The 26,139-nt window shown below is 72.9% G+C and carries 27 protein-coding genes; 16 read left to right on the forward strand and 11 right to left on the reverse strand.

The genetic code is table 11. The features are described 5' to 3' along the window. Nucleotides 1-7 precede the first annotated feature (7 nt). Together ABTY56_RS13005 and ABTY56_RS13010 are read right to left on the reverse strand one after the other, a co-directional pair. On the reverse strand, nucleotides 8-805 hold the full coding sequence (locus ABTY56_RS13005) for an ABC transporter ATP-binding protein (protein ID WP_350628773.1): 798 nt from the start codon (nucleotides 803-805) through the stop codon (nucleotides 8-10). A 5-nt stretch (nucleotides 806-810) separates the two neighbouring features. Next, complete coding sequence (locus ABTY56_RS13010; RefSeq protein WP_350628775.1) at nucleotides 811-2,082, reverse strand: substrate-binding domain-containing protein; 1,272 nt, start codon at nucleotides 2,080-2,082, stop codon at nucleotides 811-813. A gap of 416 nt (nucleotides 2,083-2,498) precedes the next feature. Between ABTY56_RS13010 and ABTY56_RS13015 the strand changes: the two genes are divergently transcribed. The 4 genes from ABTY56_RS13015 to glxA all read left to right on the forward strand — a co-directional run bounded on the left by ABTY56_RS13015 (nucleotide 2,499) and on the right by glxA (nucleotide 8,518). After that, nucleotides 2,499-3,260 carry a CoA transferase subunit A gene (locus ABTY56_RS13015; protein ID WP_350628777.1) on the forward strand — a complete coding sequence of 254 codons (762 nt, stop codon included), beginning with the start codon at nucleotides 2,499-2,501 and terminating at the stop codon, nucleotides 3,258-3,260. Between the two features lie 4 nt (nucleotides 3,261-3,264). Further along, nucleotides 3,265-3,996, forward strand: coding sequence for a 3-oxoacid CoA-transferase subunit B (locus ABTY56_RS13020; protein WP_350628779.1), 732 nt, complete (start codon nucleotides 3,265-3,267; stop codon nucleotides 3,994-3,996). A 390-nt stretch (nucleotides 3,997-4,386) separates the two neighbouring features. Then, nucleotides 4,387-6,570: a glycosyltransferase family 2 protein gene (locus tag ABTY56_RS13025; protein WP_350628781.1), complete on the forward strand. Its 2,184-nt coding sequence runs from the start codon at nucleotides 4,387-4,389 to the stop codon at nucleotides 6,568-6,570. 16 nt (nucleotides 6,571-6,586) lie between these two features. Next, nucleotides 6,587-8,518, forward strand: coding sequence for a radical copper oxidase GlxA (gene glxA / locus ABTY56_RS13030; RefSeq protein WP_502893096.1), 1,932 nt, complete (start codon nucleotides 6,587-6,589; stop codon nucleotides 8,516-8,518). Nucleotides 8,519-8,602: 84 nt separating this feature from the next. Here glxA and ABTY56_RS13035 read toward each other — a convergent pair whose 3' ends face one another. The 5 genes from ABTY56_RS13035 to ABTY56_RS13055 all read right to left on the reverse strand — a co-directional run bounded on the left by ABTY56_RS13035 (nucleotide 8,603) and on the right by ABTY56_RS13055 (nucleotide 13,990). Continuing rightward, nucleotides 8,603-9,655: a glycoside hydrolase family 6 protein gene (locus tag ABTY56_RS13035; RefSeq protein ID WP_350628782.1), complete on the reverse strand. Its 1,053-nt coding sequence runs from the start codon at nucleotides 9,653-9,655 to the stop codon at nucleotides 8,603-8,605. 214 nt (nucleotides 9,656-9,869) lie between these two features. Further along, on the reverse strand, nucleotides 9,870-10,598 hold the full coding sequence (locus ABTY56_RS13040) for a uracil-DNA glycosylase (RefSeq protein ID WP_350628784.1): 729 nt from the start codon (nucleotides 10,596-10,598) through the stop codon (nucleotides 9,870-9,872). Nucleotides 10,599-10,676: 78 nt separating this feature from the next. Further along, complete coding sequence (locus tag ABTY56_RS13045; RefSeq protein ID WP_350628786.1) at nucleotides 10,677-12,140, reverse strand: low temperature requirement protein A; 1,464 nt, start codon at nucleotides 12,138-12,140, stop codon at nucleotides 10,677-10,679. Nucleotides 12,141-12,231: 91 nt separating this feature from the next. Further along, nucleotides 12,232-13,011 carry an HAD-IIA family hydrolase gene (locus ABTY56_RS13050; protein ID WP_350628788.1) on the reverse strand — a complete coding sequence of 260 codons (780 nt, stop codon included), beginning with the start codon at nucleotides 13,009-13,011 and terminating at the stop codon, nucleotides 12,232-12,234. A gap of 421 nt (nucleotides 13,012-13,432) precedes the next feature. After that, nucleotides 13,433-13,990 (reverse strand): carboxymuconolactone decarboxylase family protein, encoded by a 558-nt coding sequence (locus tag ABTY56_RS13055; RefSeq protein WP_350628790.1) that lies wholly within the window; start codon nucleotides 13,988-13,990, stop codon nucleotides 13,433-13,435. Between the two features lie 308 nt (nucleotides 13,991-14,298). Between ABTY56_RS13055 and ABTY56_RS13060 the strand changes: the two genes are divergently transcribed. From ABTY56_RS13060 to ABTY56_RS13070, 3 genes are all read left to right on the forward strand, one after another. Beyond that, on the forward strand, nucleotides 14,299-15,012 hold the full coding sequence (locus ABTY56_RS13060; RefSeq protein ID WP_350628792.1) for a MarR family winged helix-turn-helix transcriptional regulator: 714 nt from the start codon (nucleotides 14,299-14,301) through the stop codon (nucleotides 15,010-15,012). 9 nt (nucleotides 15,013-15,021) lie between these two features. Beyond that, complete coding sequence (locus ABTY56_RS13065; RefSeq protein ID WP_350628794.1) at nucleotides 15,022-16,110, forward strand: Gfo/Idh/MocA family oxidoreductase; 1,089 nt, start codon at nucleotides 15,022-15,024, stop codon at nucleotides 16,108-16,110. Nucleotides 16,111-16,267: 157 nt separating this feature from the next. Further along, nucleotides 16,268-16,873, forward strand: coding sequence for a hypothetical protein (locus tag ABTY56_RS13070; protein WP_350628796.1), 606 nt, complete (start codon nucleotides 16,268-16,270; stop codon nucleotides 16,871-16,873). Here ABTY56_RS13070 and ABTY56_RS13075 read toward each other — a convergent pair. Continuing rightward, entirely contained in the window at nucleotides 16,860-17,282 is a 423-nt protein-coding gene (locus ABTY56_RS13075) for a type II toxin-antitoxin system VapC family toxin (RefSeq protein WP_350628798.1), read from the reverse strand. The two genes, ABTY56_RS13070 and ABTY56_RS13075, sit on opposite strands and share 14 nt — an antisense overlap. Continuing rightward, nucleotides 17,275-17,559 (reverse strand): type II toxin-antitoxin system Phd/YefM family antitoxin, encoded by a 285-nt coding sequence (locus ABTY56_RS13080; RefSeq protein WP_063349249.1) that lies wholly within the window; start codon nucleotides 17,557-17,559, stop codon nucleotides 17,275-17,277. The genes ABTY56_RS13075 and ABTY56_RS13080 overlap by 8 nt, the downstream gene beginning before the upstream one ends. A 138-nt stretch (nucleotides 17,560-17,697) precedes the next feature. Between ABTY56_RS13080 and ABTY56_RS13085 the strand changes: the two genes are divergently transcribed. The 5 genes from ABTY56_RS13085 (at nucleotide 17,698) to ABTY56_RS13105 (ending at nucleotide 21,213) form a co-directional block, all read left to right on the forward strand. Next, a complete protein-coding gene (locus ABTY56_RS13085) occupies nucleotides 17,698-18,111 on the forward strand; it encodes a WXG100 family type VII secretion target (protein WP_350628800.1) in 414 nt (137 codons plus the stop codon). An 87-nt stretch (nucleotides 18,112-18,198) separates the two neighbouring features. After that, a complete protein-coding gene (locus ABTY56_RS13090) occupies nucleotides 18,199-19,515 on the forward strand; it encodes a hypothetical protein (RefSeq protein WP_350628801.1) in 1,317 nt (438 codons plus the stop codon). Continuing rightward, entirely contained in the window at nucleotides 19,512-20,045 is a 534-nt protein-coding gene (locus ABTY56_RS13095; RefSeq protein ID WP_350628803.1) for a hypothetical protein, read from the forward strand. The genes ABTY56_RS13090 and ABTY56_RS13095 overlap by 4 nt, the downstream gene beginning before the upstream one ends. A 107-nt stretch (nucleotides 20,046-20,152) precedes the next feature. Further along, on the forward strand, nucleotides 20,153-20,431 hold the full coding sequence (locus ABTY56_RS13100) for a DUF6412 domain-containing protein (protein WP_350628888.1): 279 nt from the start codon (nucleotides 20,153-20,155) through the stop codon (nucleotides 20,429-20,431). Nucleotides 20,432-20,511: 80 nt separating this feature from the next. Then, nucleotides 20,512-21,213, forward strand: coding sequence for a YidC/Oxa1 family membrane protein insertase (locus tag ABTY56_RS13105; RefSeq protein ID WP_350628805.1), 702 nt, complete (start codon nucleotides 20,512-20,514; stop codon nucleotides 21,211-21,213). A gap of 61 nt (nucleotides 21,214-21,274) precedes the next feature. On the opposite strand, the gene ABTY56_RS13110 is transcribed toward ABTY56_RS13105, so the two are convergent. Both ABTY56_RS13110 and ABTY56_RS13115 read right to left on the reverse strand, forming a co-directional pair. Next, a complete protein-coding gene (locus tag ABTY56_RS13110; protein ID WP_350628807.1) occupies nucleotides 21,275-21,958 on the reverse strand; it encodes an HAD family hydrolase in 684 nt (227 codons plus the stop codon). 133 nt (nucleotides 21,959-22,091) lie between these two features. After that, nucleotides 22,092-22,667, reverse strand: coding sequence for an NUDIX hydrolase (locus ABTY56_RS13115; RefSeq protein ID WP_350628809.1), 576 nt, complete (start codon nucleotides 22,665-22,667; stop codon nucleotides 22,092-22,094). A 349-nt stretch (nucleotides 22,668-23,016) separates the two neighbouring features. On the opposite strand from ABTY56_RS13115, the gene ABTY56_RS13120 reads away from it, so the two are divergent. The 4 genes from ABTY56_RS13120 (at nucleotide 23,017) to ABTY56_RS13135 (ending at nucleotide 26,060) form a co-directional block, all read left to right on the forward strand. Then, nucleotides 23,017-23,784: a CDP-alcohol phosphatidyltransferase family protein gene (locus tag ABTY56_RS13120; RefSeq protein WP_350628811.1), complete on the forward strand. Its 768-nt coding sequence runs from the start codon at nucleotides 23,017-23,019 to the stop codon at nucleotides 23,782-23,784. 145 nt (nucleotides 23,785-23,929) lie between these two features. Further along, entirely contained in the window at nucleotides 23,930-24,565 is a 636-nt protein-coding gene (locus ABTY56_RS13125; protein WP_350628813.1) for a hypothetical protein, read from the forward strand. Between the two features lie 107 nt (nucleotides 24,566-24,672). Further along, a complete protein-coding gene (locus ABTY56_RS13130) occupies nucleotides 24,673-25,326 on the forward strand; it encodes an RNA polymerase sigma factor (protein ID WP_350628814.1) in 654 nt (217 codons plus the stop codon). Further along, nucleotides 25,323-26,060 carry a hypothetical protein gene (locus ABTY56_RS13135; RefSeq protein WP_350628816.1) on the forward strand — a complete coding sequence of 246 codons (738 nt, stop codon included), beginning with the start codon at nucleotides 25,323-25,325 and terminating at the stop codon, nucleotides 26,058-26,060. The genes ABTY56_RS13130 and ABTY56_RS13135 overlap by 4 nt, the downstream gene beginning before the upstream one ends. Nucleotides 26,061-26,139 lie beyond the last annotated feature (79 nt).

A 26,139-nucleotide genomic window follows, 5' to 3' on the forward strand; every position in this document is an offset into this window, starting at 1 on the left:
GAGGAGGTCACAACGCCTCGCCCAGGTAGGCCTGTTGCACGGTCGGGTCGGCCATCACGGCCTCGGGGGTGTCCAGGGCGAGCAGGGCGCCGTGGTGCATGACCGCAAGCCTGTCGGCCAGACCGAGCAGGACGTCCATGTGGTGCTCGACCATCAGGACGGTCCGGCCCAGGTCACGGTGCACGGAACGGATCAGCTCGGTGAGGGCCGGCACCTCCTCCGCGCTGACACCGGCCATCGGCTCGTCCAGCAGGATCAGCCGCGGGTCGGAGACCAGCAGGACGGCCAGCTCCAGTTTGCGCTTCTCCCCGTGCGAGAGCGCGCCGGCCAGGGTGTCGGCGCGATGGGTGAGTTCGGTGCGGTGCAGGGTGTCGGCCAGCTGCTCCTCGTAGCGGTCGGCGCGGCGCCAGAGCCGGTAGGAGGCGCGCGGACCGGCGGCCGCCTGGGCGGCCAGCCGGACATGGTCGGCGACCGTCATGCCCGGCCAGAGGGAGGAGGTCTGGAAGGTGCGGCCGAGCCCCCGGCGGGCCCTGGCGTGCACGCTCTCGGCCGTGACGTCGGCGCCGTCGAGGTGGAGCCTGCCGTGGGTCGCCGGGTAGATGCCGGAGATCAGGTTGAAGAGGGAGGTCTTGCCGGCGCCGTTGGGCCCGATGAAGGCGATGAACTCGCCTTCGCCGACCGAGAAGGAGACGTCCTCGACGATCGGTACGCCGCGGACGGACCAGCCGAGCCCGTCCAGTCTCAGCACCGGGGAGGAGGAGCGCACGGACGACGTGGAAGGAGTGGTGGCAGTACGGGCGGGCATCGGGGTCAGCCCGCCATCGGGGTGACCGGGGGCGCCGCCTCGTCCGCGGTCAGCGTCTTCTCCACCGAGGGCTTGGCAGCAGCCCCGGTGCCGGTCAGCCGGACCTGGAACATCGGCTGGAGGAGGGCGTGGTCCTCGGCGCGGACCGTGGTCTTGCCCTTCACCCCGTCGAAGCTCCAGCCCTCCAGCGCCTTGACCAGGGCCGACGTGTCGTCGGCGGAGCCGTGGTTGGCCTCGACGGCGTGCACGATCATCTGGGCGGCGGTGAAGCCGTCAGGGGTGAAGATGTCGGTCTTCCCTCCGGCGGCGGTCACGGCCTCGTCCATGGCCTTCTCGACCGAGGTGCCGGCGGCACCCCCGAAGTAGTGGTTCAGGAAGGAGATCTTCTCGCCGGCCGGGCCGAACAGCGGGTAGGAGGCCGCCAGGTCGAGGCCGGTGACGACCTTGGTGCCGGTGAACACGTCCTGCTGGTTGAGCGCCGTCCACAGGGCCGAGGCGGTGTCGCCGGCCCATGCGACGAACAGCAGGTCGGGCTTGGCGGCCTTGGCCTGGGTGGCGAAGGGGGTGAGGTCGGTGGCGCTCGGCGGGGCGAGCACCTGGTCGACCGTCGCTCCCTCGGCACCGAGCACCGCCTTGACGGCGGCCACGTTGGCCTGCCCGAAGGCGTTGTCCTGAGCGAGCACGGTGACCTTCTTGCCCTTGGCGTCACCGACGAACGAGGCCGCGGTCCTGATGTCCTGGTAGGACTGGCGGCCGGAACGGAAGGTGTACGTGTTCAGACCGGTGACCTTGTCAGCGGCGGCCGGGCCGCTGATGAAGAGCACCTTGTTCTGGGCGGCGATCGGGCCGACCTGGAGGGCCACGCCGGAGGCGGTGGAGCCGGCCAGGACCTTGTAGCCCTTGCCGATCAGGTCCTTGGCGGCGGACACCGCCTTGGCCGGGTCGCCCGCGTCGTCCTGTTCCTCGAACTCGATCCTGTGCCCGTCGACCGCGCCGGTGCCCTTGGTCGCGTAGGTCAGTCCGGCCTTGAAGCCCTCCAGGTACTGCTTGCCGTAGGCGGCCAGCGGTCCGGTCTTGGAGTACACCAGGCCGACCTTGACCGGGCCCTTGCCGCCGCCGTCCGCCGCGCTCGTCCCGGCGGTACCGGCCTTGGCGCAACCTGCGGCGAGCAGGACGCACGCCGCGAGGACGGCGAGCTTCCGGGCCGGTCCGCCGGTCAGGGACTCGCCCGGGCCTACGCCGGAGGCGGTCCTGGTGGGGGCTGTCGAGCTGCGCATGGTGACCGACTCCTGAGGTGCGGCGGGGTGGATGCCGGAACCGTAGGTGTGCGGTGGGAGCGGCGACATGTGGCCGAGCGACGCATCGGCCCGGCGGGATGTGGCCCTGGTCGACATACCGCCGGTCCGGTGACGCCCCCGGGACAGCCGGGTGTGGCCTGCCGACACGGGTCCGCGCCCACCCGTGGCGGTGGCCGCCATGGCCGCGTCGGCCCGTGCCCGGTGACGGTGGAGGGGCGGCGTCGAGCCGGGACAGCCCGCCGGGCAGGGGTGGGCCCGGCCCACCGCGCCGATGCACCCGCGCCTCTCCTCCGTTCCCACTCCCCACGCTCCCGCCACTCCCACTCCCACTCGCGCACTTCGGCTCCCGCCCACTCCCACTCCCGCTTCCTCCCACTCCCTCACGAGGTGATCCCTTGGACAAGGTCCTGGACTCCCCCGCCGACGCGGTCGGGGACATCCCCGACGGCGCCGTGCTTGCCGTCGGTGGCTTCGGCCTCTGCGGCATCCCGAGCACCCTGATCGGCGCGCTGGTGGACGCCGGCGCGGCCGGTCTGCACGTGGTCTCGAACAACTGCGGGGTGGACGACTGGGGGCTGGGCCTGCTGCTGCGGGCGGGCCGGATCGCGCGGATGACCTCGTCGTACGTCGGGGAGAACAAGGAGTTCGCCAGGCAGTACCTCTCCGGCGAGCTGGAGGTGGAGCTGACCCCGCAGGGCACGCTGGCCGAACGGCTGCGGGCGGGCGGCGCCGGCATTCCGGCGTTCTTCACCCCGGCCGGGGTCGGCACCCAGGTCGAGGAGGGCGGGCTGCCGTGGCGCTACGCGGCGGACGGTTCGGTGGACCTGGCCTCGCCGCCCAAGGAGGTCCGGGAGTTCGGCGGCCGCCGGTACCTGCTGGAGGAGGCGATCAGGGCGGACTTCGCGCTGGTCCGCGCCGAGGTGGCGGACCGGCACGGCAACTGCGTGTTCCACGCGGCCGCCCGTAACTTCAACCCGCTCTGCGCGGCGGCGGGCCGGATCACCCTGGTCGAGGCGGACCGGATCGTCGAGCCGGGAGAGCTGCCGCCGGACGCCGTGCACCTGCCCGGTGTGTACGTGGACCGGGTGGTGGCCGCCGACCCCGAGGACCGCCGCATCGAGCGCCGGACCGTCCGCCCCGCGCTCCAGGAGGCCTGATCCGATGTCCGCCCCGAGCAGCACCCCCGGCCCCGGCGCCGACGCTACCCTCGGCCCCGACGCCACCCCCGACGCCGGCGCCGCGACGAAGACTGCCACAGCCCTCGACCCGCGCAACGCCCTGGCCGCCCGCGCCGCACGGGAGTTGGGCAACGGGCAGTACGTGAACCTGGGCATCGGCCTGCCCACCCTGATCCCCAACCACCTCCCGCCGGGCGTCGAGGTGGTGCTGCACTCCGAGAACGGCATCCTCGGCGTCGGCCCGTACCCGGAGCAGGGCGCCGAGCACGCGGACCTGATCAATGCCGGGAAGGAGACGGTGACGGTCGCGCCCGGGGCCTCGTACTTCGACTCCGCCTTCTCCTTCGGCATGATCCGGGCCGGCCGGATCGACGTCTCGGTGCTCGGCGCGATGCAGGTGTCGGCCGCCGGTGACCTCGCGAACTGGATGATCCCCGGCAAGATGGTCAAGGGCATGGGCGGTGCGATGGATCTGGTGCACGGGGCCCGTCGGCTGATCGTCGTGATGGAGCACACCGCCAGGGACGGCTCACCGAAGATCGTCGACGAGCTGTCGCTGCCCGCGACGGGCCGAGGAGTCGTGGACCGGATCGTCACCGATCTCGCGGTGATCGACGTGACCCCGGCGGGGCTGTGCGTGCTGGAGACCGCGCCGGGCGTCGGGTTCGACGAGGTCCGGGCGGCGACCGGAGCCGCCCTGCTGCCTCCCGGGTGACCCCGGCGACCGCTCCGGCGTGCCACAAGGCTCGGTCCCGGGCGGAATTCGTATCCATATCACTTCAGGGCGCGAGGTTGGCCTGGAACCGTGGGGTCTTCATGCCTGGGTGGTGATCGTTTCTCGGAACGGTTGCAAACACCGTGACGCTCCGGGAGAGTTGGCCACCTAGCGGATCTGAGTGCCCGGAGGGGAAGCCGGGGAGTTCGCCGGGTCCCGCATTCGAGTCACCGTGCAGGCGCACAACTGAACCAGTCGCACACTTCATGTGCCGAACAGCCCGGTGAACTGCCTGGAAAGGCCGCAGTTCACCGGGCCGTGTTCTGTCTGGACGGCGACTCCACGACGAGGCCGAGCAGTACCGCAAGGTGAACTCCGGGGGGAGCAGCTATGACCACGCCGTTCTCGCGACGAAAGGGCATCGGAACGGCCCGCGGGCGAGGCACCGGGCAGCTCGACGGGGCCGCCCTGAGCGAGTTATCCGTACCCGAAGCCCCTTACGACTACGGCCACTTCAGCCGCCTCGCCGGCCCGGCGCACGACCCGGACGATGACGGCGACCTCGGCGGCGGGATCTACCGCCCCGAGCCGGCCCGCCCCGAGCCGGCCCGCCCCAGCCCCGCGACAGCCCGCCTGTCCGGCCGAGCGTCCCCGCCCGCAGCAGGCGCTTCGCCGCCTGAGCCCCCCGCCGCCCCGTACCGCGCCCCCTACCGTGTCCGCTATCGCAGCCTGCTGCGCCGCGAGCCGCACCGGATCCGGGCCGCCCTGCTGCTGACGGCCGCCCCCGTGGTGGAGGCGGTGCTGCTGATCTGGCTCCTGCTGCCGGAGCACTGGCCGGAGCGGCTGGACGAGACGAACGCCCTGGTGCTGCTCGGCGACAAGGTGATGATCGGGATCATCGCCGTGGTCGAGGTCTTCCGGCTGGTCAACGTGGTCTCCAACACCCACGCCACCCTCGTCGCCCGCGATCCGATTCCCGTGACCCCGGAACGGGGCACCCGGGTCGCCTTCCTCACCACCTGCGTGCCGGGCAAGGAGCCGCCCGAGATGGTCCGGGCCACGCTGGTCGCCGCCCGCGCCGTGCGGCACGACGGACCGTACGACGTCTGGTTGTTGGACGAGGGAAACGATTCTGCAATGCGGGAGCTCTGCGCCGAGCTGGGCGTCCGCCACTTCACCCGCGCCGGCCGGCCGCACTGGAACCGCCCCGAGGGCCGGTTCCGCGCCAGGAGCAAGCACGGCAACTACAACGCCTGGCTCCAGGCACACGGCGACGACTACGACTTCTGGGTGTCCGTCGACACCGACCACGTTCCGCTGCCGGACTTCTGCGAGCGCATGCTCGGCTACTTCCGCGACCCCGACGTGGCATTCGTGGTCGGCCCCCAGGTGTACGGGAACTACCGCAGCTCGGGCTCGGCCGTCACCAAATTCTCCGAGAGCCAGCAGTACCTCTTCCACGCCCTCATCCAGCGCGCCGGAAACCGTTACGGCTCGCCCATGTTCGTCGGCACCAACAACGCCGTCAGAATCCGCGCGCTCCAGTCGATCGGCGGGTTGTCCGACTCCATCACCGAGGACATGGCGACCGGTCTGGAGTTCCACCGGAGCCGGAACCCGGAGAGCGGAGAGCGCTGGAAGTCCGTGTACACCCCGGACGTGCTCGCGGTCGGCGAAGGCCCGTCCTCCTGGACCGACTTCTTCTCCCAGCAGCTCCGCTGGAGCCGGGGCACCTACGAGACCCTGCTCACCCGGTACTGGCGGGTGCTCTGGCAGCTCTCACCGGGCCGACTGCTCAACTACTCGCTGATGGTGCTCTTCTACCCGATGGCCGCGCTCACCTGGCTGCTCGGCGGCCTGTCCAGCGTGCTCTACCTGGGCTTCGGCGCCTCGGGCGTCCACGTCTCCTCCGAGATCTGGATGATGCTCTACAGCGACGCCGCCGCCCTCCAACTCCTGCTCTACACCTGGAACCGCAAGCACAACGTGAGTCCGCACGAGCCGGCCGGCTCGTCCGGGGTCGCCGGCATGGTGATGTCGGCACTCTGCGGCCCGATCTACGCGGCCGCGCTGCTCCAGGCGCTGGTGCGTCGCCGCAGCCGCTTCGAGGTGACCCCGAAGGGCCGCTCGGCCAGCACCGACCGCCTCGGCACCTTCCGCTTCCACCTGTTCTGGACGCTGGTGTTCGGCGGCGCGATCACCGCCTCGTACGTCACCGGCTACGACCACGTCGCGATGCGCGCCTGGGCCTGGATCGCCCTGGCGCTGACCCTGCTGCCGCTCCTGATCCTGGCCGGTGACACCGTGCGCCGCCGCCGCACCCGGCCCACCGCCACCCTCACCGTCACGGGCGGCCCGGCGACCCCGAAGGTACTCCTGGAGAAGCGCCGCCCGCGCCACGCCCGCGACCCCCGGGCCCCGCAGCCCGCTCAGCCCGCTCAGCTCGCTCAGCTCGCTCGGCGCCCGCAGGACGATCAGCACCCGCAGCGCCCGCAGCAGCCGGTGCAACCCGCGCACCCCGCCGCACAGTTCGTCCGGGCCCCGCAGCACGAGAGCGGCACCCCCATCCACTGAGGGAGTAGCAATCACCGTGAGGATCCACAAGACCGGCCGCACCAAGCGCTTCGCCCTCGGCAGCACCGTCGCACTGACCGTGGCGGGGATGAACGCGCCGGCCGTCCTCGGCTTCGCGACCCAGCAGTACCACCAGTACGTGATCAACCGCCCCGAGTACAAGGCGCAGTACGGCCACTGGCAGACCCTGACGCTGCCCGCCGAGTTCCGGGTCAACGCCGTCCACGCCACCCTGCTGCGCACCGGCAAGGTGCTGATCGTGGCCGGCTCCGGCAACGACGAGAAGCAGTTCAACGCGGGCACCTTCAAGAGCCTGCTCTGGGACCCGGTCAAGAACACCTACAAACTGATACCCACCCCGGCCGACATGTTCTGCGGCGGGCACACCTCGCTGCCGGACGGCCGGGTCCTGGTCGCCGGCGGCACCCAGCGGTACGAGAAGCTGGCGGGCGCGGTGAAGAAGGCGGCCGGCGTCATGCGGGTGCGCAACGAGAGCCCGGAGCGCGCCCGGACCTTCCCGAAGGGCACCGTCTTCGTCGCCCCGAACGGCCGCGAGTACGCCACCACCGCCCCGGTGACCGTCCCGGCCGCGACCAAGAGCGGCTCCGGCAAGCAGACCGTCGTCACCGCCGGCGAGCAGCACGTGTTCGTCGAGGCGGTCGGCGCCGGCCCCGACTACGTCGCCGGCTCCCCCGCCCAGTACCGGATCAAGGACCTGAGCGGCACCGACGCCCGCAACCTCTACGGCCAGAGCGACAAGCTGACCCTGGACAAGCAGGAGTACCAGGGCATCCGCTCCGCCTTCGAGTTCAACCCGGACACCGAACTGTACGAACCGGTCACCGACATGGCCTACGCCCGCTGGTACCCGACGCTGACCGGGCTGGGCGACGGCCGGGTGGTCACCGTGTCCGGGCTGGACGACACCGGCCGGATCCTCGACGGCAACGACAACGAGATCTACGACCCGAAGAACAAGACCTGGGCCAAGGCGCCCGACCACTACTTCCCGACCTACCCGGCGATCTTCCTGACGGCCTCCGGCAAGCTCTTCTACTCCGGCTCCAACGGCGGCTACGGCCCCGCCGACAAGGGCCGCGAGCCCGGCGTCTGGGACCTGTCGAACAACAGCTTCCGAGCCGTCCCCGGACTGCGCGACCCGGGCCTGACCGAGACCTCCTCCTCGGTGTTGCTCCCGCCCGCGCAGTCACAGAAGGTGATGGTCCTCGGCGGCGGTGGCGTCGGCGAGTCACCGCTGTCCACGGCGCGCACCGACATCGCCGACCTCGCCGCCGCCGAACCCGCCTTCACCCCCGGCCCGGACCTGCCCGCCGGCGGCACCCGCTACCTCAACAGCGTGATCCTCCCGGACGACACCGTGTTCACCACCGGCGGCTCCAGCGGCTACCGCGGCCGCGGCGACAGCGACCTGCTCAAGGCGCAGGTGTACCACCCGGATTCCAACAGCTTCACCACCGCCACCGAGCCGACCGTCGGCCGCAACTACCACTCCGAGGCGCTGCTGCTGCCCGACGGCAGGGTCGCCGTGCTCGGCTCGAACCCGCTCTTCGCCGACAAGGCCGAGACCCAGCCCGGTGGCTTCGAGCAGCGCATCGAGATCTACACCCCGCCCTACCTGTACCGCGGCGACCGCCCGCAAGTGGGCACCGCGCCGCAGGCGGCGAAGCTCGGCGGCACCGTCAGCGTCGGCACCTCCAGGCCGGAGGCCGTCGCCACCGCCAAGCTGATCCGGCCGAGTTCGGTCACCCACGTGACGGACGTCGAACAGCGCTCGGTGGCCCTCGACATCACCGGGCGGACGGCGGACGGCATCTCGCTCACCCTCCCCGGGAACCCCAACCTGCTGCCGCCGGGCTGGTACATGCTGTTCCTGACGGACGCCGCCGGCACCCCGTCGGTCGCCCGCTGGATCCAGGTCACCGGCTGAGCGGACCGGACCCGTCGGCCGGCCGGACCGGGCAGACGCGCGAGCCGGGCAGACGCGCGGGCTCGCGCGCGGGCGTGGGCAGCCTCAGCGCGCCGCCTGCGCGAGCCCGAGCGCGTACGGCAGCCAGAACTCGCCCGCCCGGGGCTCGCCGCGTCCGCAAGCCCCGTCCGACTCGCCCGGGTTCTTGATCCACAGGTAGGCGTCCACCCCGGGCCGGCCGGTCTCGGCGGTCGGCCGCTCACCCAGGGCGCGCCCGGGAGGGTTGCACCAGGAGTCACCGCCCAGCGCACCGTTGCCGCTGCGACTGGTGTCGATGACGAAGTGCTTCCCGCCCAGCGCGGCGGAGAGCCGGGCGCCGTAGGCCGCGTTCCGCTCGGTGTCGTAGAAGTTGGCGACGTTCACGGCGAAGCCGTCCGCGGCGGCGATACCCGCCTTGCGCAGCGCGGTGGCCAGCTCGTCCGGGTCCTGCGCCCAGCCGGGGTTGCCCGCGTCCAGGTAGACCCGGACGTTCGGACTCTTCTTCAACTCCTGGACGGCGAAGGACAGCAGACCGTACCGCTCGGCGGCCAGGTCGCCCTTGATACCGCAGGTGTCCAGGGTGTGCGCGACCGCGTCCGGCTCCAGCACCACCCAGGCCTTGCGGTCACCGAGGGCCTGGGCCACGTCGGCGATCCAGGTCCGGTAGGCGGCGGCGTCCGGGGCACCACCGGCCGAGTACTGGCCGCAGTCGCGGTGCGGGATGTCGTACGCGACGAAGACCGCCGTCCGGCCCGCCTCGGCGGCCCGGCGGCTCACCTGCTCGGCGATCTCCTTGGCACCCTGCTCACCGAGCCATTGCGACGAGGGCTGGGAGGCGATGCGCAGCAGCATGTCCGCCTCCGCCGCCCGGCCCTGGCCGCGCAGCGCCGTCATCTGCCGGGCCGCGTTGGTCTGGTCGGAGACGAAGAAGGTCTGCCCGGGCAGCTGGGCGAGACCACCGGACCCGGCGGCCGCGCCCGCGGCGGCGGAACGGGAGGTGGCCGCGCCGCTCGACGAGGCTGCCCCGCTGCCTGCGCCGCCACCCGAGCCGGTGCAGCCGGACACGGCGACCAGCACCCCGGCCAACGCCGCCCCCACCGCGCACCGGGAGGCCCCCACCCACCGAAACGTCCTCGCCCGCCCCAGCCCGTGCACGTACCGCCCCTCCCAGGACCGGTCCGGCGACCGATCGGCACCAGCTAAGCACACCCGGCACCGGCCGACCGTCGCCGGCCGTGAACGCCAAGTGGCCGTGGGCGAACGGGAGATCGAACCCGCCCGACCACGGCCACCCGGCCCCGGGATCCGCCCCCGACGGACCCCGGCCCGAGGCTCAGGCCTGCTTCAGGTCGGGCACCTGCCAGTCGATCGGCTCACCGCCGAAACCGTCCAGCGCGGCATTGATCTGCGAGAACGGACGGCTGCCGAAGAACAGCTTGGCGGACAGCGGCGACGGGTGCGCGCCCTGCACCACCACGTGCTTCTCGGTGTCGATCAGCGGCAGCTTCTTCTTCGCGTAGTTGCCCCACAGCACGAAGACCACCGGCTCCTCGCGCTCGCTCACCGCCTTGATCACCGCGTCGGTGAACTTCTCCCAGCCCTTGGCCTTGTGCGAGTTCGCCTCGTGCGCACGGACCGTGAGCACCGCGTTGAGCAGCAGCACGCCCTGCTCGGCCCAGTGCATCAGGTAGCCGTTGTCCGGAGCCGGGATGCCCAGGTCGGCGTCCAGTTCCTTGAAGATGTTGCGCAGCGAAGGCGGCGTCTTGGTGCCGGGCAGCACCGAGAAGCTCATGCCGTGGGCCTGACCGTTGTCGTGGTACGGGTCCTGGCCGAGCACCAGCACCCGGACCTTGTCGTACGGAGTGGCCTCCAGCGCGGCGAACTCCTGGCCGCTCGGCGGGAACACCTCGTGCTCCGCGCGCTGGGCCGCCACGAAGGCCGCCAGCTCGGCGAAGTACGGCTTCTCCGTCTCGGTGCCCAGCACCCCGCGCCAGGACTCGGGCAGCTCCAGCCCGCCGCCCTCGCCGGCCTCGACCACGCCCGCCTCGACCGTGTCCGTCACGACATCTACCTCCCACACCGCGGCTGCTGCGCCGCACGCCCTCTTTCACCCCGAACGCTACACAGGCCCACCGACAACTCACTCCGCAGGAGCGGGCGCGGGGCCAGGGACAGGCGTGGAGGCAGGCACGGGGACAGAAGCAGGATCCGGGGCCGCAGCGGGCACAGGGACAGGCCCAGGCCCTGGCCCAGGCCCAGGCCCAGGCACCCGAGCGTCGGCCTCCGCCGGGCCGGCTGCAGGAGCGCCCTCCCCTGCGGCCGCCGGATTCCCAACAGCGGAGCGCGCAGAGCGCTCCACCCGGAAGTGCTCCAGCACGTTGAGCACCACCATCAGCACCGCCAGTGTCGCCAGCACCACCAGCGCCGGCAGCCGCACCATGGCGGGCAGTAGCGCCAGCACCACCACGGCCGCGCCGATCCGGGTCGTCGCGACCTGGCGGAACATCATCCACCGCGTGTACCCGAAGGTCAGCAGGTACAGCCCGCAGCCGCCGTACAGCAGCGTCACCGACCCCGGGCCGAGCGCCTGCCACGGGTCCGCGACCGTCTCCCCGAAGCCGACCGCCACCCCGATCACCCCGGCGACCAGCGCCAGGTGCCCGTACTGGAAGATCCGCCGGACCACGTCCCGGCGCGAGTCGGCGATCACCACGGCGTGCCGCATGGCGTCGGCCGCGTACACGAAGTACTGCCACCACAGGCCCGCCGAGATGGTGAACGCGACCGCCACGGCGGCGAGTTCGGCCGCGTCCAACCGGGCGGAGGCCGCCGTGCCGCCGATCCCGACGATCGACTCGCCGAGCGCCACCAGCAGGAACAGCGCGAACCGCTCCGGCATGTGCGCCGGGTGGTAGGCGACCTTCGCGAGCCGCCGCCGGAACACCAGCGGCGCGGCCAGGTCACAGAGCGCGGCCGCCGTCCACAGCGCCAGCCGCGGCCCGTCCGGCAGCAGTCCGCCCGTCACCAGCAGCGGCCCGCTGACCAGCACGCCCACGCCGTACGGGCCGCGCCAGACGCCCGGGACACGGGCCAGCAGGAGCAGCAGCACCAGCCGGGCCAGCCAGTACGCGGCGCCGAGCAGCACGCCCCGCCCGCCGTACGCGCCCGGGATCGCGAGCGCCATGAACAGGCCCGTCAGGCCGACCAGCAGGATGCCCAGGCGGTCCCGCAGGTTGTCCACGTCCCGGATGTTGGCCTGCACGGTGGTGCCCACCCAGCACCAGTACACCGGGACGAAGACCACCAGCGCCCGGACCAGGCCGACCGCGTCGTGGTGGTGGTGCAGCAGGCCGGAGACCTGGGTGATCGCGAAGACGAAGACCAGGTCGAAGTAGAGCTCCGCCCAGGTGACCCGCTTCTCCTCCGGGTCCGCCGGCTCCGAGTCCGCCGGCTCCGGTTCCCGCGGTTCCGTCCCTGGCAGCTCGGGCTGTCGAAGCTCACGCTCCCGCCGCTCCGGCTGCCGAAGCTCCGGCTCCCGCAACTCGGGTTCCCGAAGCTCGCGCTCCCGCAGCTCCGGCCCCGGTGACTCCCCCGTCGTGCTCATCCGCGCCTCGCCTCCCCGCAAGCCGAACCGTACGAAGCGGGCCCCGCCCCGGCGAACGGCCGGAACGGGGCCCACGACAGCACCGCAGAGGCTAGACCAGCTCGACCAGGTCCGCGATCGACTTGACCACGCGGGTCGGCCGGTACGGGAAGCGCTCCACGTCGGCGGCGGAGGTCAGGCCGGTGAGCACCAGGATCGTCTCCATGCCGGCCTCCATGCCCGCGACGATGTCGGTGTCCATCCGGTCGCCGATCATCACGGCGGTCTCGGAGTGGGCGCCGGCGGTGTTCAGCGCCTCGCGCATCATCAGCGGGTTGGGCTTGCCGACGAAGTACGGCTCGACGCCGGTCGCCTTGGTGATCAGCGCCGCGACCGAGCCGGTGGCCGGCAGCACGCCCTCGGGCGAGGGACCGGTCTCGTCCGGGTTGGTGCAGATGAACCGGGCGCCCTGGTTGATCAGGCGGATCGCCTTGGTGAGCGCCTCGAAGGAGTAGGTGCGGGTCTCGCCGAGGACCACGTAGTCGGGGTTGTTGTCGGTCAGCACGTAGCCGGCCTGGTACAGCGCGGTGGTGAGCCCGGCCTCGCCGATCACGTAGGCGGTGCCGTTCGGGCGCTGGCTCTTGAGGAACTTCGCAGTGGCCAGGGCGGAGGTCCAGATGCACTCCTCCGGGACCTCCAGGCCCATCCCGGCCAGCCGGGCGCTGAGGTCGCGCGGGGTGTAGATCGAGTTGTTGGTGAGGACCAGGAAGGGCTTGCCGGACTCCCGCAGTCGGCGCAGGAACTCCTCCGCCCCGGGGATCGGCGTGCCCTCGTGGATGAGGACCCCGTCCATGTCGGTCAGCCACGACTCGATGGGCTTGCGCTCTGCCACGTAGGTGTCTCCTCGGTCTTGCAACGGTCTGGTCGATCTCGTACACCGCTCCGGACCGGACACCTTCGGCCGGCCGGGCGCCACTGGCTGCCCTGACACCGCCCAGCGTAGCCGTCCGTCAGCGCGCCCTGAAGTGCCGATCTGCCGGGCCGTCCCCACCGCCGTCGAAGCCGGGACGGGCAGAGCACCGGGCTTGCCGCCCCTGCTGCCGAGCACGGGTCGGCGGCGCGAAGGCCCCGGCCGGCGGGCGGATCACGGGCAGGTGGGGCGGGGCGCGGAGCGCCACTGCGGCGCACCGGCGCACCCTCCCGCCGCGGTCGGGAGGGTGCGCCGGGGATCTCGCCGAGCGCCCGGGCCCGGAACCGGTCTCCCGGGGTCCCAAGCCGGGACCCCGGCCGAGCCCCGGTCCCGGGCCGGCGGCCTAGGCGCGGGCCGGGGCGGGCTCGGGCAGCGGGACGACCGGGAAGTCGATCTCGGTCCGACCGACCGAGTTGAACCAGTTGGTGAAGGAGTTCAGCGCGACCGCGCCGATGATCTCGCCGATCTCGCCGTCCCCGTAGCCGGCCGCTCGCACCTCGGCGAGGTCCTCGTCGGAGACGAAGCCCTTGCTGCGCAGGACGGTCCGGGCGAACCGCAGGGCCGCGGCCTCCTTCGGGTCGGCGGCCCCGGCGTGGCCGCCGGCGGCGAGGTCGGCCGGGCTGACGCCCGCGCGGGCGCCCAGGACGTGGTGGGCGGCGTAGCAGTAGTCGCAGGCGTTCTCGACGGCGGTGACCAGGGCGATCTGCTCCCGCAGTCCGGCGCCGAGGCGCCCCTTGGCCAGGGCGCCGCTGAAGGCCAGGTAGGCCTCCAGGACGGCGGGCGAGGAAGCCATGGCGCGCATCATGTTGGGCGTCACGCCGAGGGCCCGCTCGACCTTGTCGAGGAGGGCCTTGGCGGCGGGTTCGGCGGTCGTGGGGTCGATCGTGCCGAGTCGGGGCATGGCTGTGCTCTCCGTTCGCTGCGATTGACTTTCGTTGGCAGTGCCAAGTGGTTGTTGGCAGAGCCAAATATAGTTGGCACTGCCTAGAATGCAAGGGCGCACATTGCCGACCACCCCGAGCCGAACGCCGAGCAGACCTGACGGCCGCTCGGACCCGAGGCCGCAGGGGCGCGAAGGCCGGGCAGACCTGAAGGCCGCACGGGCGCGAAGGCCGAGCAGACCTGAAGGCCGTACGGACCCGAAGGCCGAACAGACCCGAAGGCCGGGCCGCCCGGCGGAAGGCCGACCAGAGGAGAGGACCGGACACCATGGCGGATCCACTGCCCGGACTCTCCCCCAGCGAGCAACTGCTGATCGGGCTCACCCGGCTCGGCCAGGCCGTCCGTCTCAGCACCTGGCACAACGCCGGCCCGGTCAGGCTCACCCCGCTCCAGGCCGACATCCTGCTGTTCCTGGCCGGCGACCGGCGACCCCGCCGCCAGGGCGAGATCGTCACCGCGCTCGCCTCCACCGCGCCCACCGTCAGCGACGCCGTCCGCGCCCTCGTCGGCAAGGAACTGGTGGACCGTCAACGCGACCGGGCCGACTCGCGCGCCGTCACCCTGACCCTCACCGACGCCGGGCGCGCCGAAGCCGAACGCCTCGCCGTCGTCCCGCCGCCACTCGGCGAGGCGCTCGCCGCCCTCGACCGGGACACCGTGGCCGCGATGCTCCGCGGCACCACCACGATGATCCGCGCGCTCCAGCGCCACGGCGCCGTCCCGGTCTCCCGCACCTGCGTCACCTGCCGCTTCTACCGGCCCGACGCCCACCCCGATGACCCGCGCGCCCCGCACCACTGCGACTTCGTCGACGCCCCCTTCGGCGACGGCCAGTTGCGCGTCGACTGCCCCGACCACGAGCCGGCGGTCCTCCCCGACGACGCCGCCGACGAAGCCCCCGACGGCGCCCCGGCCCAGGAGCCGTCGGCGCTCCCCGACGCCGTGCACCAAACCGGGAGCAACCGGGCCGCTCGTGATTGAGTGGGCCGCATGAACCCGCAGACCTCACGCTCCCTGCCCGAACGGCCGCTGCGCGTCGGCCTGATCGGCTACGGCCTGGCCGGCTCCGCCTTCCACGCGCCGCTGATCGCCACCACGCCGGGGCTGCGGCTGGACGCCGTGGTCACCGCCAACCCCGAGCGCCGCGAGCAGCTGGCGCGCGAACACCCGGGCGCCCGCGCCGTGGACACCCCCGAGCAGCTGCTCGCCGAGCCGGACGCGCTCGACCTGGTCGTCATCGCCTCCCCCAACCGCACCCACGCCCCGCTCGCCCGTGCCGCCCTACGGGCCGGCCTGGCCACCGTGGTGGACAAGCCGCTGGCCGGCACCGCCGCGGAGGCGCAGGAGCTGTGCCGGCTCGCCGACGAGCGGGGCGTCCTGCTCTCCGTCTTCCAGAACCGGCGCTGGGACGGCGACTTCCTCACCGCCTGCCGCCTGGTGCGCGGCGGCGCGCTCGGCCGGGTGCACCGCTTCGAGTCCCGCTTCGAGCGCTTCCGCCCCAAGCCCAAGCCGGGCTGGCGTGAGCTCGCCGACCCGTCCGAGGTCGGCGGCACCCTGTACGACCTGGGCAGCCACCTGGTCGACCAGGCGCTCACCCTGTTCGGGCCGGTCGAGACGGTGTACGCGGAGATCGACGTGCGGCGCGACGGCGCGGTCGTGGACGACGACGCCTTCCTCGCCCTCACCCACGCCTCCGGCACCCGCTCGCACCTGTGGACCAGCGCCATCACCCCGCTGATCGGCCCCAGGCTGCGGGTGCTCGGCGACGCCGCCGGGTACGTCAAGCCCGGCATGGACCCGCAGGAGGCCGACCTGCGGGCGGGCCTGCGCCCCGACGGCACGCGCCCCTGGGGTGCCGACGAACCCGGGCGCTACGGCACCCTCGGCACGGACGAGTCCGCGATCTCCCTCCCGACCGACCCCGGCGACTACCCCGCCTACTACGCGGGCATCGCCGCCGCCCTGGCCGACCCGGGCACCCCGCCCCCGGTCGACCCGCGCGACGCGGTGGCCACCCTCACCGTCCTGGAGGCCGCCCGCACCTCCGCCGCGACCGGGACAGCGGTCCGCCTGGACTGACGGGCACTTCGCCGGAATCCGTCGCCACCCGTCGACTCCGCCCCCGGAATCCGCCGGCCCGCCGGAATCCGTTGTCGCCCGTCAACCCCGCCGCCCGTCGACTTTGCCGCCCGCCGGAGGCTGCCGCTCCCGCCGACCCGCCTCCTAGGATGAACGGATGAACAGTCAGCGGGGGCGGCAGATCAGCACCGACGAGCGTCGCGAACGCGAACGGACGTGGTCCGCCGAGCAGAAGAAGCGTGAGAAGGCCTGGACCGAGGAGTTCGCGAAGCGCCAGAAGGTCATCGAGACCGAGAGCCGGGAACACCAGCGGACCGCGTCCATCGCCGCCGAACGGAAGGCCTGGGCGCAGGGCAAGCGGGCCGGGTCGATCGGCTACCTCGACGTCACCGGCCCCGACGACGAACCCGTACGGATCGCCGTCGTGTGGCTCGGCCGCTTCCGCGCCACCCGCAAGCCGCTGGACGGCTACGACCCCGTCCCGGCCACCGACCTGAGCAGCGGTGGTGTCGAAGGGGTGTTCCTGTTCGCCCTCTACGTCGTCCTCGTCGGCCTGAACGCCGGCCTCCGCTGGCTGGCCCTCCGGCTCGCCGACCGCCCGCGCTGGGCCGTCGGCGCCGCCGTGGGCCCCGACCGGGGCAGGGGCGGCGAGAACAACGTCATCCTGCTGCGCAGCCGCAGCCGGCGCGCGGCCCTGCGGTTCGCCGCCGCCCTCGCCGACCGGGTCGAACGGGACGGAACGGCCGCCCTCACAACCCGATGACCTCCACCGCCGACCCCAGCCCCCGGAAGTCAGCCACGTTGCGGGTGTACAGCGGCAGCCCGTGGGCGGAGGCCACGGCGGCGATCATCAGGTCTATCCGACGCGGCCGCGGCTGCCGACCGGCGGCGATGGTCAGGGTCACCAGCGTCCCGTAGCGGGCGGCGGCGGCCGCGTCGAAGGGCAGCGGGTCGAAGTCGGCCATCGCCGCGCCCAGCACCTCCAGCCGGGCCGCCCGGCTCGCCGGGTCCCGGGCCATCGACACGCCCTGCTGCAGCTCCGCGAACGTGATCGCGGTCAGCTCCGGCACGGCCGGCAGGTCCGCCGGGTTGAGCAGCGCCAGGTCGATGTAGACACAGGTGTCCAGCACCCCGGCGGGCCGCCGCCGGGGCGCCCTGCGGCGCTCAGCCACGCCGCCGCTCGAACGGGTCGTCGCCCTCGTCCCCCACCAGCTCCTCGGGACCGAAGTACTCCTCGGCCTCCTTGCGCATCTGCTGGTAGTCCACCCGCGGCAGCTTCACGTGCCGCGCCACCAGCTCCTCCGCCGTGAGCCGCCGTCGCCCGGACACCGGCCGCAACTCCGCCACCTCGACCCCGTTCCTGGTGATGTGGAAGGTCTCCCCCGCCTCCACCGCGTCCATCACCGCGGCGGAGTTGTTCCGGAACTCCCGCTGGGTAATCGTCTTCATGCCTCCCACGGTAGCCCCGCGTAGCACCGATGGCTACACCTCGCACGTCCCTGCGAAAGCCCCTCCTCGCCGTGCCCCGTCCGCTAGGTTCGACCACTGATCGTTCGATAATCGTTCGTTACGGAGGGGCTCGCGTTCATGGCCGACACCAGCGAGAAGGACGGGAACCCGTGGCTCTACGGCCAGGACGGTCCACCGGCAGGTGACCCGCTCACCCCGCCCCGGACGACCGGTCCGTGGGCCGGCGCCGGCGGCGCCCCCGTGCTGGTGCAACCGGCCGTGCTCGGCCAGGCCGCCGGTGAATCCAGACGGCTCCGGGGCGAGTTGCAGTCCTCCGTCACCCGCGCCGAACCCGACACCGCCGCAGCCGTCCAGGCGCTGGCCGGCGGATGGGCCGCCGGACCGGCGCTGTCACAGGCGCTCACCTGGTGGAAAGCGCGCTGGACCAGCCTCGACAACCGCCTAGGCCTCACCGCCGACCGCCTGGACGCCACCGCCCGCAGCTACCACGCGACCGACGACTCCGCCGCCGCCACCTTCAAGGGGCCGTGAACCATGGTGACTTTCGCCCTGCTCCGGCACGCCTCCCTCGACCCGCTCGACCACGCGGGCGACACCTGGAACGGCGTCTCCGGCCACATGGAACACGTCGCCGGTCAGGTGCGGTCCGGCGTCCTCCAGCCGCTGACGGGCGGCGGCGGTCCCTTTGCCGCACCGGGCAGCGGGTCCCGGCCCTGGACCGGCGCCGCCGCCGACGAGGCCGTCCGGGAGATCGGGCTCCTCGCCGACGAACTGCAGGCCTTCCACTACGAGGCGCTGGCCATCTCCGCCGCCCTGCACCGCGCCCGGAAGGCCTTCACCGAAGCCCAGCAGAAACTGGTCCGGGCCATCGGCGACGTCGAGGCCCTCGGCGCCACCGTCGCCGAGAACGGCACCGTCACCCTCCCCGACCTGCCCCCGGAGGAACGCAACGACCCCGAGGCGATCGCCTACCAGAAGCGCAAGTGGGACGAAGTGCAGCAGCACGTCCAGATCATGACCGCAGCCCTGGCGGCGGCCACCGACGCCGACAACGCCGCAGCCACCGCCCTGCGCTCGCTCAACCCGGAGGACGTCGACCCGGCGAAGCATCCGGACGCGGTGCGGAACGCCGCGAGCGATCTGGAAGCAGCCACGGGCATGCCGACCGACCCCAAGGCCCTGAAGGACTGGTGGGCCGCGCTCGACCCCGCCGTACGGGCCGGATTGCTCACGGCGGACTCGGACAAGCTGATCAAGGCCGGCATCCTGGGGCCGACCGACTACGAATGGTCGTCTCCTGACAAGGGCGCCGGGCCGTGGGGTGTCCGGGAGCCGGGTCTTGCCGATCAGATGATGCGAGTTGAGGCCGCAAGCATGGTCGGTGGCGGTGCGCTCGCCGGCAACCCGGATGCCGCCCGCAACCTGGCGCACTACCTGGACGGCGACGGAACGCCCCTCAATTTGGATGTCGAACCCATGCTTCGTAGCGACGCCGGCTTCCGGGCGAAGGCAGACACCCAACTGGCTGCCAACAAGGACAAGTGGCGTCAGGCCGCAGTGGAAGCGTTCGAGAAGTCGGGAGGTGTGCCGGTCTCGATCCCCGTCGAGAGTCCGGTTGGTCAACATACGTTCACGGACGAGAACTGGTACTACGCAATCGGAAGTCATCCTTACCTCACGTCGGGAGTGGTGACAGCCGTCCCGGGGCCGGACGGCAAGCCCCAGGTATCCCTGCAGTACCAGGTCAATGTCTGGGACCGCTACAACTGGGACGAAGGCAAGAGCACACCGATCGCCGGCACCAACGTGACGGACCACGACATGGCGACCCTGCACCAGACGGGACTCGCCAAGGAGTTCGACATCGTCGGCAGGACCAAGCCGATCACGATTCGACTCGACGAACCCACGGCCCCCGGGAGTCCTACGCCATGACCCGCAAGCAGCGACGATGGGTACTGCTCCTGGCGCTGGTGGTACCGCTGGCGCTGGTGGGTGCCGCCGTGGGAGGGCTGTACTGGGTCCGGGACCAGGTGGAACATCCGGCGGACAACAGCGGTCGGCCCGGGTCGTGGATGACGGTCCCGTCGGAGTACGTCGTGGAGTTCTCTCGGGTACGGCCGCCTGCCTCGGCGAGCGACGTTCGGTGGTCGTACCTCAAGGGCTTCCAGGACGACCTGGCGTTCCTCGCGTTCCGGCTGCCGCCGGGTGCGGAACAGGGCTTCCTGAGCGGGCTGGGGGTCGCCGTGGAGCCGGACTCCGGCACGTCCCTCGGCGGGTGGCCGCTGGAGGGGTTCCAAAGGGCAGGGGCGAGCGATCCGAAGACGGCCGGGCCGCTGCGCACGGGCGGGTTCCTCTCCGAACCGCTGCCCGGGCACAGCAAGCGGCTCGCGGCCACCGTCTGGCTGGCGACGGAGGCGGACGGCGGCACACGCGTGTGGGTGTACGCCGCGGATGCGCCGTGACGAACATCCCCATGCGGCGGGAACCCGGTGGGCCGTAGGATCGTCGTGCTGTACGTCCGGGAGCCGGCGAGACACCGAGGAGGCAGAGGGCCGTGGCTGTTGTCGCGATGTTGCTCGGGCTGCTCCGGGTGCTGACCGGGAACCTGGTGAGCGAGAGCGGGTCACTGGCGTCCGTTGCCGCCGTTGCTGCCGTGGTGTTGGTGGCCGGGGCGGTTACCGGGGCGTTGGCCGGGGCTCGGCTCCTGGGGGCGCGGGCGCCGGCGGCGGTGCGCAGCGGGGTGCTGCGGCGTCGGGCGTTCCGTACGGCGTTCCTTCCGCAGCGTGATCCGGATGCCCGGGGCAGGCGACGCCCCAGGGCGCCGGGGGCGGCCCTGGCGGCCGCGTAAGCCCTTGTAGTTCCGTTCGTCCTCGCGGCCGTCCTCCGCCGACCACTCATGTTCCGAGACCCCGGAGGGCTCGCTTCACCATGTCCGTACTCGCCGTTCTCGACCCGGCCGTCGCCGCCGCGCACGCCGTCGTCGCCGCCATCGCCCACGTCCTGCCGACCGCACTGGCGATCGTGCTGTTCACCGTTGCCGTCCGGCTCGCGCTGCACCCGTTGGCACGGGCGGCGGCGCGTGGGGAGAAGGCCAGGACGCGGCTGGCGCCGAAGGTCGCCGCGCTGAGGAAGAAGCACGAGAAGCGCCCCGAGAAGCTGCAGGAGGCGCTGGCCGAGATGTACCGGAAGGAGCAGGTGTCGCCGTTCGCCGGGTGTCTGCCGGTGCTGGTGCAGATCCCGTTCTTCTCGGTGATGTACCGGCTGTTCACCACCCCGAACGACCTGCTCGACCACACCCTGTTCGGCGTGCCGCTGGGCCTGCACGTCGGCGGTGCGCAGGGCGTCGGGCAGGTGGCGGTGTTCGGGCTGCTGTACGCGGGCCTGGCGGCGGTCGGGGTCGTCAACTTCCGCCGGGCCCGGCGTGCGGCGGCGACGGCCGCGGCGCAGCCCACCCCTCAGCCGGGGGCGGGGCTGCTGCCGTACCTGTCGTTCGGATCGGTGCTGTTCGCGCTGCTGGTGCCGGTGGCCGCCGCGCTCTACCTGCTGACCACGAGCGCGTGGTCGGCGGCCGAGCGGGCCTGGTTGTACCGGGACGGGGCGCAGGCCCCGGTGGCGGCGCTCCCCATCTGACCCCGGAAGTACCGAACGGACTCGGAGGTACTCGGAAGTACCCGGACGGGACCGGAGGTGCTCAGAAGTGGCGCAGCAGTTCGGGGAAGGCCCCGAGCTGCAGCGTCGCCTCGTCCGGGCCGAGTTCCTCGTGCTCCAGCACCCAGGTGTGCTCGTGCGGGATGTAGACGGTGCGCAGGCCGGCCCGTCGGGCGGGGGCGATGTCGGACTTGGGCGAGTTGCCGATCATCCAGGTCCGGTCCGGGTCGAGGTCGAGGTCCGCGGTCAGTCGCCGGTAGGTGTCGACCGACTTCTCGGCCACGATGTGGACGCCGCGGAAGTGGTGGTCGATGGTGGAGGCCGTCACCTTGCCCTGCTGCTCGTCCTGGTCGCCCTTGGTGAGCAGCAGCAGGTGGTGGCGGTCGGCGAGGGCGGTGAGGGTGTCGGCGACGCCGGGGATCAGTTCGACCTGCCGGTTGTTCAGCGGGGTGAGGAGTTCGTCGATCCGGGCGAGCTCCTCGGCGGAGGGGGTACGGCCGCTCAGCTGCTGCAGGCAGTCGGCGAGGCTCTGCCGGAAGACGGCGGCGCCGTAGCCGAGGGTCGCCGAGTTGGCGGCTTCGATGCCGTCCAGGAGGGAGCGGGTGCCGTCCCGCTCGGCCGGGGTGGCGACCCAGTCCAGGAAGCCGTCGATGACCCGCTCGAAGAGGACGTTGTTCTCCCAGAGGGTGTCGTCGGCGTCGAAGATGAGGATCTGGTCGGTGTGCATCCGGTGGTCTCCAGGGCGAAGGTCGTCAGGGCGTACGGGAGCGGGCGGCGGAAGGTCTCCGGGCGGGCGGAAGGCACCCGGGCAAGCAAGAGGCGCCGGGCGGGCGGAAGGTCGCCGGGCGGACCCGGGGGCTTCAGGCCGACGGGAGCAGGCGGGCGACGCGGTCGAGGGTCTCGCGGAGGTTGTCCTCGGTGGTCCGCTGCCTGGCCTCCTCGACGGTGAGCCATTCCAGCGGGGAGGCCGGGTTCTCCGGCCGGGCCCGGTCCGGGGTCTCGGTCGCCAGGAGGAACCGCAGGTCGGCGTGCTCGTGGGCGGGTTCGACGGCCGAGGCCGGGACGGGGACGACGACGAGGTGTGCCAGGGCGGCGTCGGGCCACGGGGTGAGGTCGGCGAGGCCGGTCTCCTCCCGGCCCTCGCGCAGGGCGATGTCCAGCGGCCGGGTCTCCCCCGGGTCGCCGTGGCCGCCGACCTGCAGCCAGGCCTGCTGGCGGACGTGCCAGCGCAGCAGGACGCGACGGGTCGGCGGGTGGACGATCAGCGCGGAGGCGGTGAAGTGGAGGGGGAAGGTGCCGCGGTCCCAGGGGTCGGTGGCGCCGAGGAGGGTGCGGGCGCGCTGGTGGTCGGCGGCCTCCGCGGGGCCCTGCGGTCGGTGGTCGTCCAGCAGTCGGGCCAGGTCGGGGCTGTGCGACGGGCCGCCCGTGGTCACCATGGGTCTGTACTCCTCGTTCTGCTGCGGGCCCGCTCCGGGACCGTCCCCGCGCCGCTTCTGAACCGGCCCGACGGCTCCGAAGCGGGTCGGATTCGGCCGGGCCGGATGGCGTCAACGGGCTTGCGGGGAAAGGGTGGTCGGGCCCGGGGCTTCCGGTTCCGGCGAACCCGCGAAGCCTAGCCCGGGGCCCGTCCGGGGCCCACCGGTTTTCGCCCGGCCGCACCGGCGGCACGGCCGGTCCGCGGAGGTCGTGCCGGCCGGCCCGCAGGTGCCGTACCGGCTGGTCGGGGCGCTACCGGGAGGCCGTAGCCTGTGGTGATCGTCACGGGACAGGTGGAGGGATGTCGTCATGGTGGCTGCTCCGGCACTCGCCGAGCTGCGCGAGGTGTGCCAGCCGCAGGCCAAGCTGCAGAGCCGCAACGGTGAGCACTGGGCGGGTCGGCTGTACATGCGGGCGGTCTCGTTGCGGACCACCCGACAGCTGGTCCGCACCTCGGTCTCGCCGAACACCCTGACCTGGGTGATGGTGGTGTGGGGGGTCGGCGGCGGCGCGGCCCTGCTGATCCCGGGCCTGACCGGCGCGGTGCTGGCGGCCGTGCTGTTCCAGCTGTTCCTGCTCTTCGACTGCGTGGACGGCGAGGTGGCGCGCTGGAAGCGCCAGTTCAGCATGGCCGGGGTGTACGTGGACCGGCTCGGCGCCTATCTGGCGGACGCCGCGCTGATGATCGGCGCGGGTGTCCGGGCGGCGCGCGGCGGCTCGGAGCTGTGGGTGTCGGCGGGCCTGGCGGCCGCGCTGGGCGTGGTGCTGCTCAAGGCCTCGACGGACCTGGTGGACGTGGCCCGCGCCCGCAGCGGCCGGCCGCCGGCGGACGAGGAGTCGACGCAGCCGCGTTCGCAGGGCATCGCGACGGCCCGCCGGCTCGCCTCGGTGTTCAAGATCCACCGGGTGACCAACGGCATCGAGGCCTCGCTGGTACTGCTGGCGGCGGCCGTGGTGGACTCCGGGCTCGGCAACCTGGACGCGACGCGGGCGACGCTCGCGGGGATCACGGTGATCACCTGGGGCATGGTGGTCGCGCACCTGGCGTCGATCCTGTCCTCCTCGCGTCTGCGCTGAACGCGCCGCCGTCACACGGCACCACGGGTGGGGTGTGCCTCCGGCAACACGAGCGGGGCGCCCTCCCCCGCCCGGGGGAGGAGCACCGGCGAAGCCCGTCGCCGGGTGGACGCGGCGGGCCGGGGTCCGGCGCGAGGGTGGGGGCATGACGACGCCCGAGCCCGCCTCCGACACCCGGCCCTTCGCCGCCGCCCAGCCCACCTCCGCCGCCGCGCGTGCCCTCGCCGCCGTGCCGGCCCCGCCCCGGTGGGCCGTGCGGGCCGCGCACGTCGCGGCCGTCACCGCGCTGCCGTCCGGGCTGTGGCGGCTCGGGCTGGTCGCGGGCTGGCACGGCGGGTACACCGACGCGGGTTACCGGGCGATGGGGTTCACCGGGTGGGGCGCGGCGTGGCCGGTCTTCCTGAGCCTGTTCACCGAGGCACTGGCGCTGCTCACCCTCGGACTGGTCCGCCCCTGGGGCACGGTGCCGCCGCGTTGGGTCCCGTTCGTCGGCGGACGCCCGGTCGATCCCCGCGCGGTGGTCCGCGCGGCCCTGCTCGGCGCCGCCGGGCTGGCCGTGCTGTGGACGCCCTTCGCCGGGTGGTGGGCCATGCCGGGCACGGACATGACCCGGCTGGGCCACTTCCTGGTCGGCTTCCTCTACCTGCCGACCGTCGTCTGGGCGCCGCTGCTGGCCGCGGTGGCCGTGTCGTACCACCGCCGCCACCGGACGACGGCAACGGCGACGGCGACAGCGGCGACAGCGGCGACAGCGACGACGGCACTCCCCCGCACGGTCTGAGGCAGGACCCGCGCGGCCCGCCCGAGTGGGAACCGGAGCCGCCACGGGCGCGCCCCGATGTGACGTGGATCACCGCAGCGCGCGGGGTCCGCCGGACAGGACCGGGTGTGGAGCAATCGATACGGGCGCGGATCCGCGCCGGGGACGCCGCGGCGTTCGGGCAGGTCTTCGAGGACCATGCCCGGACGGTGTACCGGCACGCGGTACGGATGACCGGGGACCGGACCGTCGCCGAGGACGTGGTCTCACTGACCTTCCTGGAGGCCTGGCGGCTGCGCGAGCGGGTCGCGCCCGAGGGCGACGGTCTGGCGCCGTGGCTCCTGGGGATCGCGGGCAACGTCATCCGCAACACCCGCCGGACGGCGCGCCGACACCAGAAGGCGATGGCGAAGCTTCCGCCGCGCGAGGTCGTGCCGGACTTCTCCGGCGAGTTGGCGGGGCGGATCGCCGACGCCGAGGAGCTGGCCGCCGCGAAGGCCGCGTTGGAGCAGCTCCGGCCGGCCGAGCGGGAGGTCTTCGCGCTCTGCGTGTGGGAGGGGCTGGATCACGCGGCGGTCGCGGCGGCGCTGGGCAGGCCGGTGGGGACGATCCGTTCCCGGCTGTCGCGCGCCCGGACCCGGCTGCGCGAGCTGACGGCGCGGGAGCTTGCTTCGGCGGCCGCGACGCGTTCGGCGCGCGCGGCGCAACGCCCGGGCAGCACCGGACAGGTACCAGGTGACCGCACGTCCGCGGTCCGGCCGACCGAGGAGACGATCCGATGAGCGCCACCCCCCGGGACCGGTCCGACCGGGCCGATCGGGAGGAGATGGCCCGGCTGCTGCCGGCCGCGGCTGCCCCGGAACTCGACCAGGGCCGCTTCCTCCTGATGAAGGACCACCTGATGGACAGCATCACCGACACCGCCGTCCCCCGGCGCGCCTCCCGCCGGCGCACCCCGTTCCTGCGGGCGGCCCTCCCGCTGGGGCTGGCGGCCGCGGTGGCCGGGGCCCTCCTCACCTTCGCGACCGACGACCCGGGGGGCACGAACGACGACACCGGCCGGTCCCTGGGCAACGCCAGCACGGTCGCGTACACCCTGGAGAGCGCCGAGGACGTCGTCCGGCTCAGCATCCTGGAGCAGAACAAGCCGGTGGACACGGTCCAGTTGCAGCACGACCTGGACCGGTTCGGGATCCGCGCCCGGGTCTACGCGGGCGAGCCCGGCTGCAGGACCAAGCGGCCGAAGCAGCCGGCGCACGTGGACCTCAACGCCGGGTGGGACATCGAATCGCGGCCCGGGAACGCCCCGATGGTGCTGACCGTCCACCCGCGCCAACTCCCGAGGAACACGGAGATCTTCATCTACCTGCCACTGGCCAAGACCGATCCGGCCAACAGCTTCCGCGAGCTGGAGGCCGGGCTGATGCAGTCCCCGGGCCCCTCCTGCCTGGAGTCCAGGGAGTTCGTCAACCCGCTGGCCAGCCTGTTCCCGACCACCCCGCCGCCCTCCCGGTGATCCGGGCCTGATCCGAACCCCTACCGGCCGGACCACCCCGCCGGCCGGGACGTCGATCGGGCCGACGCGCAGCAGAACC

It is taken from the genome of Kitasatospora sp. NPDC097691 (assembly GCF_040302665.1).
Classification (GTDB): Bacteria; Actinomycetota; Actinomycetes; order Streptomycetales; family Streptomycetaceae; genus Kitasatospora.